We start from the raw sequence: 13,963 nt of genomic DNA on the forward strand, positions 1-13,963 counted from the left end.
GTCAACGCCTGCGCAAAACAAACACTAGTTCATGCGTCCTAAGTGACTTTTCATTACCGAAACCGGAATCCACTAGCATCCGAATAAGGCGTTCCCCCAAAGGCGTCGCCGGCATTTGATTCCTAATTACATGCTCTATACGCATCCCAGAATCCTCAAATAAATGGGCAATGGAATCCTCTGTAAACCAACGAAGATGCGTTACACACTTCAGACCATAGGGGATATAATCCCATCTACCTCTTGCCTGATCCATAATCACGGACCAATGCCCAACATTAGGAATACTGATGAGCATCGATCCTTTCTGAGACAGAAGATTCCTAAGAGAAGACAATACGCGCCATGGATTTATGGTATGCTCAAGGACATCACCACATAAAATAAAATCGAACTGATTCTGTTTCATGCTGGAAGAGAAGGATTCTATTGAAACTGTATGAACCTCGTGATAAAAGGGCATAGCCTGTTGCGCCAGCACTGGATTAGGCTCGATACCAACCACTATTGAATGTGGATACCGCTTCTCCTGCTTCAGCCAACGACCGAATGCCCCTCCTCCACAACCAACGTCCAGAATCGTCCTGGCGCTAAGGGGAACCAGTCCCCAAAGGTCAGGACGGGGCTGACTCGCATATCCGCAAAACCGATGCACAAGCGCCCCTTTGCAAACAACCACAGGAACGTCAGCGTTTACATGTCGATCACAGCGATAAAGAATACAACCTGTATCATGAGCCGATTTCAACAACATTGGCTTATACGGATGAAGCGCCAGCAGCTCTGATACTTCAAGGAATGTGGTAATCGTTGTATAATTAACAGGCAAATCCGCCACTTGTTCTTCGGAAGATGTGACATTATAAACAGGAACAGCAGCAACGGCATCACTGTCTTCCTTTAAAGTCCGCAACATTTTGTTCAGCGCCATTCGGGAAACGATTACCTGAGGATCTTTGACCAATAATAAATATTCACCCGATGACGAGGGAAGCGGCTTCCCGGGAAGGTAGTCGTGCCACACCACCCCTTTCAACTGCTTACGAGTTATGTTCCTACAGAAACGATAAGAAAACTCAACTTCCTCGATTTCGGATGAATACCCAATAGGCCAAAAAACCTGTATTGACATGGACATCTCCATCATCACTGTGAATTATTACACAGACCAGCTTCTACCAGGACTCATAAACTCACTGTCCAGCCAATCCGGCACGACCGAATGTATAATCGTCGACAATAGCAGATCAATCCATCCTGATTCATTGCCCAACTCCCCTCTATCCATACGAATCATAAAATCAAAAAACATCGGATATGGGCGAGCTATTAACATAGCCTTGGAACAGTCAAGAACAAAATGGGTGCTTCTTATTAACCCGGATGCACGTCTACTTCCCGGATGCCTTGAAAACATGGCAAATGCCACAAAACTCCTTGACACTCCACTACTGGGACCAAGATTTTACTGGGACGATAACTGCGATTTTCGCATGCCGCCAGCACTTGGGGACCATCCAAGCCTGTATGCATCCTGCTGCATGGCACAGCAGAACAAACTTGAGGCAAGCCTACTAGATTCCGAATGGCAAATCCACCATGATTATTTTTGGAAGCAAACCTCCCCCTTTCAAGAGCCATTTCTTTCAGGCGCATGTATGCTCGTGAATACCGATTGGTTCCAGAAAGCCAATGAACCAGTATTCGATGAAGATTATTTCTTATATTATGAGGACACTGATTTATGTTTAAGAATCATGAAGCACGATATGATGCCGATCGTCGTCCCAAGCGCCGGGGCCGTGCATTATTTCAATCAAGCCCCGGACTCCGAAGAAAAAAAACAAGATTTAATGGAAAAGTCAAGAATAACATATTATAAAAAGCATTTTGGGAGCATACCTCGCCTTCCTAAAATCAACTGGCTTCCCGCAAAACCAATCCCAGACCTTGACATTGCAGGGACTCCCCCGGAATTTCCGTGCAACTTCCCGCTTAACCCCTTAACTTTGGAACTCGCAATGAATCCATGGTTTGTTCCCTTCATACAGACGGATATTTCCCCTCCGGGGCTTCGGCTTCCGAATGAAGTTTGGAAACGGCTGGCCCCTGGACCCTATTTTGCCAGGATACGCCATCCGCAACTTGGGACATTAAAAAAATGGCGATTTGTTAAACCTACCATTTGATAAAATCAACCCAAACCCAACTAAAACTCGTTACCGCTTTTTACCTAAATAGTTTGACCGTCTTCGGCACATTGAAATAATCAAGGACCTAGAAAAACAATAATTTGCCCGCATATCGTTCATTAAAAAGTCAGCAGGCCAACAACTTTATTCTAAAATAAATCGGAATCCGCCATGGTGTAATATAAATTGTTAAGCATCCATACGCTTTTCATGGAAGGATCGAAGCATCTGCCGGCGGGAATGATTCCTAGCGGATCTTCAATGACCTTAAAACCCACCCACCTCAGAACGGTGTGGCAATTGCCTGCACTAGACACCCATGTCTTTACCCTTGACCATCCGTAAAATTTCCATTCCTGAATCAGGCTGGATATAAACGACAAAGCTTCCCCCACACCGGATGGCAATACCAAGTCCACAAGAACCCCTTCGTCACCGTTATCCAGTGCGACAGAATAACCTGAAATAAAACGGGACCACCACCTCCCGGCACCCCATATATGATAATTCTTTTTAGGATGACTCAAAAAGCGCCATTGAACAAACCGGCGGTCACGGCGCATCCAGAAAGGGAGTATACTATCCATCTCGGCTGCCAAACGGTCAAGTCTGGCATCCCCCTGTTCCATATAACGGATCACACCCGGCCTCTTCAATAACAGGGGCTTTTCTCTCAAATCAATCTCAAGACAAACCGGGCGATTCAATTCATTGTATTGGAGCATGTACCGGCCTAACAGAAAATGCCTAACCCCTGGAAACCCATAAAGAAAAACCGCACGACCCGGACCACAAAAACAATGGATGAAATGCTCTACAGTGCGCACATATACGCCACGCCGCCCGCCAATCCGGCCCCGATAAGAAGGATGGGACATATTGTCCACCATGTGGACAACCTCGTGGCGCGATCCGGAAATGGAGGCGACATATGGAATACCACCAAACATGGCAGCCAAATCACCGGAAACATGTTCAGCCACAATCGCACGATGACCGAACTCTCCAAAGAACTTCCACCGCAACATTTCGGCATCAGCATCCGATCCGAAGGCCGCCCGCCACAACGCCAACACCTTTGGTTCATCTTCCGGCGTTAAAGGTCGCAAACAAAACTGTGACAGTTCAATCGCCCGGGAAGACGGATCATCCCTCATAGGCCTCCCTACTCCAGAACGGTGCCAGCATTTTTTTCACCACGCCCGGAAATGCCGTACCAAGATAAGCAGAAAAATCAAAAAATGCCTCCACATAACGCACCTCAGCAGGCAACGTGTAGGTTCTCATGCGGTTAAGGGAAAGGATTTTTCCCGCATAATCGTTCTCAGCCATCTGGCTACTGTAAACCTCCATCAAACGTCGCTTTTCATCGATGACCGGGGAAATGTCGATCAGGCGGTTGACCCGGCCTGCGGCAGTGATCTCATACGACCACAAATTGCCCTTCCACCTTTTGGCCGCCTCCCACACCGCATATGCAGCGACCCGATGGTCCGGGTGATATTCCATCGGCGAAGGAAAGAGAATCGTCCGGGGTGCATAGCGGTGCACCGCCATGCCTATCTTCTCGATCAACTGCGGATCGGCGCGCAGCCCTCTGTCAGGCAGACGCCAGAATTCTAGCGCCGAAACCCTCAAATCGCGCGCCACCTTGCGGGCCTCCTTCTCTCTGCGCAGAATCAGGTCGGACCGGTTCCCTTCCCCCCCTAGCGCACCGTCAGTCAGCACCACTATGACAACCGGAATGCCATGCTCCCGGGCTAACAACAGGCTCCCTCCCATACCGAACGTCTCATCATCCGGGTGGGGCGCAAATATCAACCAGGGGCCGGAAGGCAGCGGGGAGACGGAATAAGGAATCAAATCTTGCTCTACCAGCACGATAGATCTCCAGATCCTACCATCATTCAGGAGAGCGCCATTCATGCGCCATCCAGCAGACACCGACAGCCTTCATCGGCTGACGCACCTGGAAAGGCAGACAGGAAAGACGGCTGTCGTAAACATGCACCCCCGTTGCATCAATCAACCATACATCCAAGGAATACTCCCCGGACAACAGGGGCAACGAAGGAATCTCATAGATGATTCCAACCCGCCCGTTGCCCATATCGATCAGGATTCTGTCATCCGCCTCGGTACTGGCGCCAAAACACTGAATGCCATCATTGCGTTTGAGCACCACCCCGACATGTACGTCCTCAAGCGGCAGATCTCCACGATAAGCCACTATCTCCACGGAGAAGGGTTCCCCTGTCTTGAAACGGGGCGGCTCCCCACGTAGTTCCTTCCCAATCAGACGGACGGTTTCCAGCCAGGCGCGTTTCCCCGCGGCGGTTTCCTCAGCCACATCGACTTCGCAGGCCGGATTCGGTGTAGCCCCTTCCCGGCTTCGCACATAATCCTGATAGGCATCCACCACCTCGTCCGCCGGACCGGCCAGGCGGATTCGCCCGTGGTCCAGCCATATGGCGCGGTCACAGAGATGGCGCACTTGATACAGCACATGGGAGCAAAACAGCAAGGCCTTGCCCCGCCGACGGAAATCGGTCATCCGGTCCATGCACTTCTTCTGAAAATGCACATCCCCCACCGCCAGGGCCTCGTCGACGATGAGAATGTCAGGATCGGTGCAGGTCAAGACCGAAAAAGCCAACCGGACATACATGCCCGAGGAATAAGTCTTCAAGGGCTGGTCGATGAATGCCGCCAATTCGGAAAACTCGATGATTTCAGGTATGAGCGCTTCGGCTTCGGCCTCATCCAGTCCTTGCAGCGCCAAGCCCAAACGAATGTTCTCCAGACCGCTGAAATCCGGATGGAACCCCGTCCCTAGTTCAAGTATCGCAGATACCCGCCCCTGCACCGTCAGGCGACCGCTCGAGGGAGAAATGGTTCCGGCCAGTATTTTCAACAAGGTGCTCTTGCCGGCGCCGTTGTCACCGACCACACCCATGGTCTCACCCCGGTGCAGTTCGAAATTGATGTCCTGTAACGCCACAAAAGGGGTATGACGGGGCCGTCGAAACAGCATCTCCAGCAGGCTGTCGAGGGGACGGGCATAACGGCGGTACACCTTCCCCAGGTGCTCAGCGACGATCATGGCGGTCACAGGAAATCCTTGGCCCGTTCCAACGCCTTGTCAAAGAACCACGCCGACAACAAAATCAGGACGATGCAGGCAAGCGACAGCCACCAGAACCCCTCCGGCGGGGCCGTCCCTTCCAGCAAAATGGCACGATAGGCCGAAACGAGCCAAAAAAAGGGATTGATGCGCTCCACCCATAACCACCGCTCGGGGATCATATTGGCGGGATAGATGATCGGGGTGGCGAAAAACGTCAGCGTCAGCCCCATCTGCAGGAGTTTCGGCAGGTCCTGGATGAAAACCGCCAGAATACTCAAAATCCAGACCAGACTGGTGGTCAGCGCCAAGCGCACGAGCACCAGCAGCGGCAGCAAAAACCACCACCCGGAGGGGAACCCGCCCGCCAGCCAGACCGCCCCCAACACCAACGCCAGTCCGATAGACTCGGTCACTAGGGTGTTCAGCACCTCCACCAGGGGCAGCAAGATACCCGGAAAACGTACGTGCAGCAGGAGCGCCCGATTCGCCCGCAGGACATGGACACTCCCCAGAAGCGACTGCTGCAACGCGTTGAAAGGCAACAACCCCGCCATTAGATAAAGCGCGAACCCTCCGATCCCGGCATCGCTGTCGAAACGCACTTTGAGCAAATAACCGAATACGATGGTATAAAGCCCCAGCAGAAACAGGGGCTCTACCAGTAACCATCCCGCGCCCAGCAAAGTGCCCTGGGTCTGCTGACGCAGATGGCGCACGCTCAGCTGCCAGAGCGCCCGGCGGAAACGCCATGAAGAAACCGCCAGGTCACGCAGAAAACCGGGATATCTCATCACTCCTGTGGATGCAGAGGCTTGGCCAGCGATTCAGCCGGCCCTGGGGACGCCATGCCCAGCTCCCCTCGCAAGGACTCCAGCTTCTCCTGCACATAGGGTTCCAACACCTTCTTCTCCACCGCAATGGGGCGGCGCTTGCGAAGGGATTCCAGATACTGCCTGACCCGGTCCTCCCGGTAGTCCCGCTCCAGTTTCCGCAGAATGGCCGCTTTGGCTTCCTCGAAAGGAATGGGTTCGGCCGGCTTTTTGGCCTCCACCCTGGCCACATGGAAACCGTAGCGGCTTTCGAAGACGGGGCTGATCTGCCCCGGCTTCAGGCCGAACACGACCTTGGCGAATTCGGGAACCACCTGCTCCGACGACACCCATCCCAAATCGCCGTGATTGTGCTGCGCCGACGGATCCTCCGAGTAACGATCCGCCAGCGCGGCAAAGTCCTCGCCGGCCAGCAGCCGGGTACGGATTTCTTCGGCCAGTTTGCGGGCTTCCTCCTTGGAGCGCTTACCCTTCCAGCGGATGAGAATGTGGGCGACCCGCACCCGCGCCGGACGCACGAAATCGTCATAGTGCGCCTTGTGGTATTCGCGCGCCGCCTGGGTCAGATCGGGGACCGGCTGCCTGCGGAGGGCGTCCAGCCTGGCCAGGGCCAGACGCCGCTCGATGAAATTCTCGATCTCCGCCTGCAGGCGCTCGTCCCGGTCCAACCCCAGTTCACGGGCCTCCGCCGCCAGAACCCGGTTGAGATACAGGTGAGAGAGCACCTCGCGCGTGCGCTCCGGATCCTTCAGCAGCTGGTATTGCCCCCGGGGGGGGGCCGAGGAAATATGCACGTCGAAATTCAGCAAGGGGACGTTGATCTGACCGTCGCCGATGACCTCGGCCTGCCAATCGGCGGCTGTTCCCAGGGTGCACCAGGCCAGCAGACACATCGTCAATCCCGTTTTAACCATAGCAACTCCGGTTTCCACGTTCACAAAAGGGGGAAGGCGGGCCCTCGGGCCCGCCTTCCTCGCAAGGGATTCCCTCTATTCGGGAATTTGTCATTAAGGAGCAGTAGGCACAGTAGGCAGATACCGGACGAAACGGTGGTCAATGGTCTCGCCGAAGCTCGAACCAACGGGGTTGTTGCCCCGCAGGGCGGCAAAGCCGATCACAGGAACTCCACAGTAGTTTTCCATCGCAGTCCCTGTGAGGTTATCCGCTGTACCATCGGTGGAGCTGAAGAATACTGTATCGTCGCTCAAGTTAGTCTCGGTGAGGCAATAGGTCTTAGAGCTGTCGCCGAAGCTCAGGCTCATCCAGCCGGCGACGAAGTCCGTGCCTGTGTTGACCAGCTGGTTGTTGTCCGAACCCAGCACCGAGCTGGCCTGACCGTTGAAAGTCAGAACGTTGACCTCACGGGTCAGCACCGTACCGGTGGTCAGGACCGGAGAGACGCCGAATTTCGATTCCGCTTCCTGCTCCTCGCGGTCATAGGCGGCGATGGTCACGGCCACATCCTTATCCTGATTGATGAAGCAGGTATCCTTCCCTTCTTTTGTAGGGTCCGTCGAAGTGCCGTTCTTGTCAGTACCGTCCTGATTGCAGTCTTCCGTGTACTGGCCGTTGAAAATGCCATGCTTGCGCATCGGGAAGGTGATCACCCAGTCGGTGGCGCCGTCATACTGCGGGTCGATGAAGTAATCGTTGACCACCGTCTGGGCCATCAGCACGTGGGAGATGGGGAAAGGATTGTTGCCGGAAGCGGGGGTGTTGCTGTCCCCGTCGTTGAGCGTCGCATCGACAGCCTGGGGCCAGGTCGTCACCGTCGCCCCTGCAGCAACCGCCGGATTGAGGATCAACGAATCCGTCACATTACCGGAAGCCAGAGAGGGCCTCAGGAAGTTCTGCGCATCGTCCGGGCGATAGTGCTGGTCTTGGGTGCTCCAGTCGTCGATGGCCGTCACCTGGGCCACATAGGCCGCACCGGTGGCGTTGTTCAGAAAGATGGCATGGCCGTACAGGCCGCCGGTCGGCGCGCTCAAACCGGCAACGTTATCCGTACCGCCCCAGTTGGCAACAGATGCATTGTTTCCCGTGCCACCGGCGGTGACTCCGTTGGTCCAGGCCGCAGTGACGACGCTGCAGTCGGCGGGCTTGCCGTCGCTGCCATGTTTCAGGCCGGAAACTACCTTTTTGTCATTGGTCGTGTCAGTTTGACCATCACCGTTCATGTCGACCCAGGTATCGTTCGGGATGACGCCGACTTCCAGCACTTCGATGTAGCCTTCCCGCGCGTCCGCATCGGTCACGTCGGGATAGGCAGTGTTCATGGGCCAACCACGGGTGGGATCGTTGAGCACGCCGGTAACCTGCCCTTGGTCGGTGTTGAAGGTCACCTCGGCGTCATTGGCGGGCAGCGTACAGGTGTTGTCGTCGCTGGTCAGGTTGGCCTTGCCGTCCACGTTGCGGATAACCCCGGTCCATACGTCGTAAGGCGACATATAAATGTTGAAATCGAGAACGTCCTGGGAATTGCCGCTTTCACGGAAGCGGATCTTGACGATCTTGTATTCGTTTTTGGTGTTGACGAGGTGGATGTTGGTCTGGAAGTTGTTGTTGACGTTGTAATAGGGATAGAGCAGTACCTGCCCCAGGCCATCCGGGTTCACATGCACCGCCTGGGCATTGACGCCCCCGGTGGCACCTGCCACCAACATTGCTGCTGCAAGCTTGGTCAGTTTCAGCTTTTTCATGTCTTGACTCTCCTCAAGTTCAAGGTTTCAGGATCCTTAAAAAGTTCCCCAATTTCACTTGACCCCCACGCCATGCCGGACGGCACACGCAGGCAATCTCATGAGCTCATAGCTCTGCCGCACGAGCCTCCTTCCCCTGCAGCAGATTCAGTTCCCAGCATGGTGGTTCCAAAAAGCGCCTCATGCATTGATTTTCATCCTAGCACAGTTAGGCCAAAACGCAACAAGTACTCCATGACAATTGCCAGAATGCCCCTGCTCAGTCAAAATCCTATCCCTGCCGACTAGTTGCGAAATAACAACACCTTTATTGTCCAGGCAGGTACCACCAGTCCCCACCTTCATAAACCCAGCGTTCATACACCGGGGTGGTGGAAACCATCGGCTTGCCGATGCGGGGCACCATCAGCCGACTGGTGACCAGGACGGTCACGTCGCAAACGTCTGCCTTGGGGCAGGCGACCTTGTCAACCCTGGCGTCCTGCCAGATACCGACACCGAAAATACCGCGCTTCCAGCGTTCGAAGGGCTTCAGCCGGCGGTAACCGGGTGACAGATAGCCGTAAGCTGCCTTCAGATCCCCCTTCACAAGCGCATCCCAGCGAGCCTGCGCCCGACGGGAAACCATCTCTGCCGGATTGCCACTGGAATGCAACGAAGCGCATCCCCCCATGACCAGTGTCATGACGAGCAAAACGCCCGCTTTCCCTTTTTTCAGCCGTCTATCCCTCATCCTCGACTTGCCTCAGTTTAACCGGCCGAAGATTCTAACACCAATTCTCAGGAAGTGATGAATCGGCGATCACGCAAGCAAGCCCCAGCTTCCAAACAATGGTAGACCAAACCCTGTGTCAATTCCATGAAACGGCGGACCAATGTTCCGCTCGGCATACTGGATTCACAAGTATAGCGCCTCAGCGCAACTTTTCCACCCAGCGCCCGGCAGCCCCCGCCGCCGACAGGGAGCTATGAGAATGATGCCGCCCCGAAAAGCATACGGGGTATACTTTCTCACTTCCCAACCTCACCAAGGAACCCCCATGCGACCCAGCGGCCGAAAGCCCGACGAACTGCGACCGATCCGTTTCACCTGCCACTACACCAAGCACGCCGAAGGCTCGGTGCTGGTGGAGTTCGGCGACACCCGGGTGCTGTGCACCGCCAGCGTGGACGAACGGGTACCCCCTTTCCTGCGCGGCCAGAACCAGGGCTGGGTCACCGCCGAGTACGGCATGCTGCCCCGGGCCACCCACGAACGCACCCACCGCGAGGCCAGCCGCGGCCGCCAGCAGGGGCGCACCCTGGAGATTCAGCGCCTCATTGGCCGGGCCCTGCGGGCGGCGGTGGACCTCAAGGCGCTGGGAGAACGCACTATCATCGTCGACTGCGACGTGCTCCAGGCCGACGGCGGCACCCGCACCGCCGCCATCACCGGCGGCTTCGTCGCCCTGGCGCTGGCGGTGGAGAAGCTGCTGCAGGAAGGCAGGATCCACAAGAACCCCCTCCACGGCCAGATCGCCTCGGTGTCGGTGGGCATCTACCGCGGCGTGCCGGTGCTCGATCTCGACTACGTCGAGGACTGCGAGGCCGAAACCGACATGAACGTGGTCAAGAACGACGGCAACGCCTACGTGGAGATCCAGGGCACCGCCGAAGGCCACCCCTTCCGCCGCGACGAACTGGAAGCGATGCTGGATCTGGCCGACAAGGGCATCGCCGAACTGCTGGAACACCAGCGCCAGGCGCTGACCCTGGCGGGCGTGGCATGAGCGCCGTGCGTCTGGTCCTGGCCAGCGGCAACCGCGGCAAGCTCCGCGAGATTCAGGCCCTGCTCGCCCCGCACGGGGTCAGGGTGCTGCCCCAGACCGCCTTCGCGGTGACCGAAGTGGAGGAAACCACCCCCACCTTCGTGGAGAACGCCCTCCTCAAGGCCCGCAACGCCGCCCGATACACCGGTCTGCCGGCCCTGGCGGACGATTCCGGCCTGGAAGTGGAGGCCCTGGCCGGCGCCCCCGGGGTGCATTCGGCCCGCTATGCCGGCCCCGGCGCCGACGACCGCCTTAACAATACCAAACTGCTGGAGGCGCTGGCGGAATTCCGGGGCGAGGAGCGCCGCGCCCGGTTCCGCTGCGTGCTGGTGCTGGTGCGCCACCCCTTCGATCCCAGCCCGCTGATCGCCGAAGGCACCTGGGAAGGCCGGATCGCCGAGGAGCCCAGGGGGGAAGGCGGCTTCGGCTACGACCCGCTGTTCTGGCTGCCGGACCGCGGCTGCACCGCCGCCGAACTGCCGCCGGAGGAGAAGAACCGCCTCAGCCACCGGGGCCAGGCGCTGCGCCAGTTGCTGGCCCGCTGGCCGGCGCTCTAGCCGCTGCTGCAACGCACGCCCCGGTACGCCTCGTCCAGCGCCAGGCTCAGACCGACCGAAGCCAGCTCCATCCGCTCCCCGGGACCGTAGATCGCCAGATCCCAGCCCGTGACACTGCGGCGGTACAGTTCCGCCCGCGGCCGCGCCTGCTCCAGCAGCAGGTATTCCCGCAGCGTCGGGATGGCCTGATAGGCCAGGCGCTTGACGGTGCGGTCGCGCTGGGCGGTGGTTTCCGACAGCACCTCGACGATCAGCACCGGCCGCTCCAGATAGAAATCGTGGTCGTCGCCGGGATCGCAGCCGACCACCACGTCGGGGTAGAAGAAGCAGCCGTCCACGTGGACCTTCATGTCGGCCATGAACACTTCGCAGGGGGTGCCCCGCAGATGGGCGTGCAGCAGGCCGAACACGTTCCCGGCGATGCGGCCGTGGTTGCGGCTGGCGCCGACCATGGCCACCACGTCCCCGTGTTCGTACTCGTGGCGGATGTCGGAATACCGCTCGCCCTCCAGGTATTCCTCGACGCTCAGCCTGACGTTGCGTTTGACGATGGGCATGGGCCGTCTTCCGTCAGCGGATGGACCGCCCCAGTATAAACGCGCCCAGACAGGGCAGCCAGATCCACGCCAGCTCGCTTTTCAGCACCGTCCAGCCGCGCGGGCCGAAGAAGGCCCGCACCCCCAGCGGCGGCACCTCCAGGGGACGGAAAGGAAAGAAAAAGCGCTCGTTGCTAAACGGCGACAGAAAGGCGATCCCCAGACCGCCGTTGGTCATGGCGTCCAGCAGCGGATGGGACAGGGTGGAGAGGAACAGAAACAGAAACACGGTGGCCCCGCCCCCAAGCAGCCCGGTCAACCCAGCCGCGAGCAACAGCGCGAAAACGACCGAATGACTGAAACCGCGGTGGCCGAACAGGTGACCGTAGGGAATGCCGAGGAAGTAGCCGAGGGCATCCAGGTCCGGCGCCACCGCGCAGAGCATCCCCAAAGCGACCGTCTGCGGCGTCAGGGCGCCGGCGGGGAACCAGGCGCTGAGGGCCAGGGGGACCGCCGGATGGGAGAAGACGCTGGCCATCACTCGAGCCCGAGGCAGACGTACTTGATCTCTAGATATTCCTCCAGGCCGTATTTCGAACCCTCGCGTCCGAAACCCGACTGCTTCATGCCGCCGAACGGGGCGACTGGCGTGGAGATCACGCCAGCGTTGACGCCTACCAGCCCGCATTCCAGCGCTTCGGCAACCCGCCAGACCCGGCCCAGGTCGCGGGAATAGAAGTAGCCCGCCAGGCCGTAGTCGGTGGCGTTGGCCAGTTCGATCGCTTCCGCCTCGTCGCGGAAGGGGATCAACGGCGCGACCGGGCCGAAGATCTCCTCCCGGAAGAGCGCCATCTCCGGCGTCACCCCGGCCAGCACCGTGGGCGCATAGAAATTGCCGCCCAGGGGATGACGCCCGCCGCCGACCAGAATCTCCGCCCCCTTGGCCACGGCATCGGCGACCAGGCGCTCCACCTTGGCGACCGCCGCCGCGCTGATCAGGGGGCCGACCCGAGTCCGGGGATCGAAACCGTCACCCACCCGCAGCTTCGCCACCTCGGCGCTGAAACCCGCGGCGAAGGCGTCGTAAACCGCCTCGTGAACGAAGATCCGGTTGGCGCACACGCAGGTCTGGCCGCTATTGCGGAACTTGGCCTGCAGCGCCCCCCGCACCGCCGCTTCCGGATCGGCGTCTTCGAACACGATGAAGGGCGCGTTGCCGCCCAACTCCAGCGACAGGCGCTTGAGGCTCGGCGCCACCTGGGCCATCAGCTGCCTGCCGACAGCGGTGGAGCCGGTGAAGCTGAGCTTGCGGATGAGAGGATGGCGCACCAGTTCCCCGCCGACCACCTGCGCCGGCCCGGTGACCACGTTGAACACGCCCGCCGGCAGACCGGCGCGCTCGGCCAGTTTCGCCAGCGCCAGGGCGGTCAGAGGGGTCTCCGCCGCCGGCTTGACCACCACGGTGCAGCCTGCCGCCAGGGCCGGGGCACACTTGCGGGTGATCATCGCCAGGGGAAAGTTCCACGGCGTGATGGCGGCGCAGGGACCGACCGGCTGCTTCAGCACCACGATCCGGCGCCCCGGCCAGGGGGAAGGAACGGTGTCACCGCAGGCCCGCTCGGCCTCGGCCGCGAACCAGTCCACGAAACCGGCGCCGTAGGCCACCTCGGCGCGCGCTTCCGCCAGCGGCTTACCGCATTCCGCGGTCATGATCCGGGCCAGGTCGTCGGCGTGCGCCTGGATCACCCCGTGCCACCGCAGCAGCCGTTCCTTGCGCGCGGCGGCGGTCAAATCGCGCCAGGCCGGCCAGGCGGCCGCCGCCGCTTCGACGGCGCGGCGGGTTTCCGCCGCACCCAGCGCCGGCACCCGGCCGATCTCACCGCCGTCGGCCGGATTGTGGACCGCCAGGGTGGCACCATTGTCGGCACCGACCCAGCGGCCGCCGACGTAGCAATGGTCGCGCACCAGGGCAGGATCCTGCAGGGTCAGGTTCACGGCCAGATTCGGGAAAAGTCGAACGCGATGCGGCAGTCGCCTGCCAGATCGAAATCGAGGGTTTCGTTCACCGCGTCGGCCCGCTTGACGAAACGGCCATCCCGGAGCCGCCAGACCCTGGCTGTTCTGAGATCGGGATAGACCAGCACGTAATGCGCCACCCCTCCCAGCGGCGGTAGTCCTCCCAGGTGTAATGGGGCAGCAGTTCCGGTGCGATCA

At 58.8% G+C, this 13,963-nt stretch carries 15 protein-coding genes; 3 read left to right on the plus strand and 12 right to left on the minus strand.

Annotated features, from left to right (window positions below):
* Position 1 precedes the first annotated feature (1 nt).
* Positions 2–1,132 (minus strand): class I SAM-dependent methyltransferase, encoded by a 1,131-nt coding sequence (locus tag MIN45_RS01780; RefSeq protein WP_286292999.1) that lies wholly within the window; start codon positions 1,130–1,132, stop codon positions 2–4.
* Here MIN45_RS01780 and MIN45_RS01785 point away from each other — a divergent pair.
* Positions 1,131–2,189, plus strand: a complete 1,059-nt coding sequence (locus MIN45_RS01785) for a glycosyltransferase family 2 protein (protein WP_286293000.1) — start codon at positions 1,131–1,133, stop codon at positions 2,187–2,189. The genes MIN45_RS01780 and MIN45_RS01785 overlap by 2 nt on opposite strands.
* A gap of 152 nt (positions 2,190–2,341) precedes the next feature.
* On the opposite strand, the gene MIN45_RS01790 is transcribed toward MIN45_RS01785, so the two are convergent.
* The 7 genes from MIN45_RS01790 to MIN45_RS01820 all read right to left on the minus strand — a co-directional run bounded on the left by MIN45_RS01790 (position 2,342) and on the right by MIN45_RS01820 (position 9,437).
* On the minus strand, positions 2,342–3,349 hold the full coding sequence (locus MIN45_RS01790) for a GNAT family N-acetyltransferase (RefSeq protein ID WP_286293001.1): 1,008 nt from the start codon (positions 3,347–3,349) through the stop codon (positions 2,342–2,344).
* Complete coding sequence (locus MIN45_RS01795; protein ID WP_286293002.1) at positions 3,339–4,073, minus strand: PIG-L deacetylase family protein; 735 nt, start codon at positions 4,071–4,073, stop codon at positions 3,339–3,341. The genes MIN45_RS01790 and MIN45_RS01795 overlap by 11 nt, the downstream gene beginning before the upstream one ends.
* 22 nt (positions 4,074–4,095) lie before the next feature.
* A complete protein-coding gene (locus MIN45_RS01800; RefSeq protein ID WP_286294097.1) occupies positions 4,096–5,295 on the minus strand; it encodes an ABC transporter ATP-binding protein in 1,200 nt (399 codons plus the stop codon).
* Between the two features lie 5 nt (positions 5,296–5,300).
* Complete coding sequence (locus MIN45_RS01805) at positions 5,301–6,110, minus strand: ABC transporter permease (protein ID WP_286293003.1); 810 nt, start codon at positions 6,108–6,110, stop codon at positions 5,301–5,303.
* Entirely contained in the window at positions 6,110–7,042 is a 933-nt protein-coding gene (locus MIN45_RS01810) for a peptidylprolyl isomerase (RefSeq protein WP_286293004.1), read from the minus strand. The genes MIN45_RS01805 and MIN45_RS01810 overlap by 1 nt, the downstream gene beginning before the upstream one ends.
* A 114-nt stretch (positions 7,043–7,156) precedes the next feature.
* The gene (locus MIN45_RS01815; RefSeq protein WP_286293005.1) at positions 7,157–8,848 is read right to left on the minus strand and encodes a hypothetical protein; all 1,692 of its coding nucleotides are present in this window, start codon (positions 8,846–8,848) and stop codon (positions 7,157–7,159) included.
* Positions 8,849–9,155: 307 nt separating this feature from the next.
* Positions 9,156–9,437, minus strand: a complete 282-nt coding sequence (locus tag MIN45_RS01820; RefSeq protein ID WP_286293006.1) for a hypothetical protein — start codon at positions 9,435–9,437, stop codon at positions 9,156–9,158.
* A gap of 451 nt (positions 9,438–9,888) precedes the next feature.
* On the opposite strand from MIN45_RS01820, the gene rph reads away from it, so the two are divergent.
* Positions 9,889–10,617 carry a ribonuclease PH gene (gene rph, locus MIN45_RS01825; protein ID WP_286293007.1) on the plus strand — a complete coding sequence of 243 codons (729 nt, stop codon included), beginning with the start codon at positions 9,889–9,891 and terminating at the stop codon, positions 10,615–10,617.
* On the plus strand, positions 10,614–11,213 hold the full coding sequence (gene rdgB / locus MIN45_RS01830; RefSeq protein ID WP_286293008.1) for an RdgB/HAM1 family non-canonical purine NTP pyrophosphatase: 600 nt from the start codon (positions 10,614–10,616) through the stop codon (positions 11,211–11,213). The genes rph and rdgB overlap by 4 nt, the downstream gene beginning before the upstream one ends.
* On the opposite strand, the gene MIN45_RS01835 is transcribed toward rdgB, so the two are convergent.
* Genes MIN45_RS01835 through MIN45_RS01850 form a run of 4 tightly spaced genes read right to left on the minus strand, consistent with a single transcriptional unit; the run spans position 11,210 to position 13,905 of the window.
* Positions 11,210–11,770: a Uma2 family endonuclease gene (locus MIN45_RS01835; RefSeq protein ID WP_286293009.1), complete on the minus strand. Its 561-nt coding sequence runs from the start codon at positions 11,768–11,770 to the stop codon at positions 11,210–11,212. The genes rdgB and MIN45_RS01835 overlap by 4 nt on opposite strands.
* 13 nt (positions 11,771–11,783) lie before the next feature.
* Positions 11,784–12,287 carry a metal-dependent hydrolase gene (locus MIN45_RS01840; RefSeq protein ID WP_286293010.1) on the minus strand — a complete coding sequence of 168 codons (504 nt, stop codon included), beginning with the start codon at positions 12,285–12,287 and terminating at the stop codon, positions 11,784–11,786.
* Positions 12,287–13,744: an NAD-dependent succinate-semialdehyde dehydrogenase gene (locus tag MIN45_RS01845; RefSeq protein ID WP_286293011.1), complete on the minus strand. Its 1,458-nt coding sequence runs from the start codon at positions 13,742–13,744 to the stop codon at positions 12,287–12,289. Before MIN45_RS01845 ends, MIN45_RS01840 begins: the two co-directional genes overlap by 1 nt.
* Entirely contained in the window at positions 13,741–13,905 is a 165-nt protein-coding gene (locus MIN45_RS01850; RefSeq protein ID WP_286293012.1) for a hypothetical protein, read from the minus strand. Before MIN45_RS01850 ends, MIN45_RS01845 begins: the two co-directional genes overlap by 4 nt.
* Positions 13,906–13,963 lie beyond the last annotated feature (58 nt).

Source organism: Methylomarinovum tepidoasis, from assembly GCF_030294985.1.
GTDB classification, from domain to species: Bacteria; Pseudomonadota; Gammaproteobacteria; order Methylococcales; family Methylothermaceae; genus Methylohalobius; species Methylohalobius tepidoasis.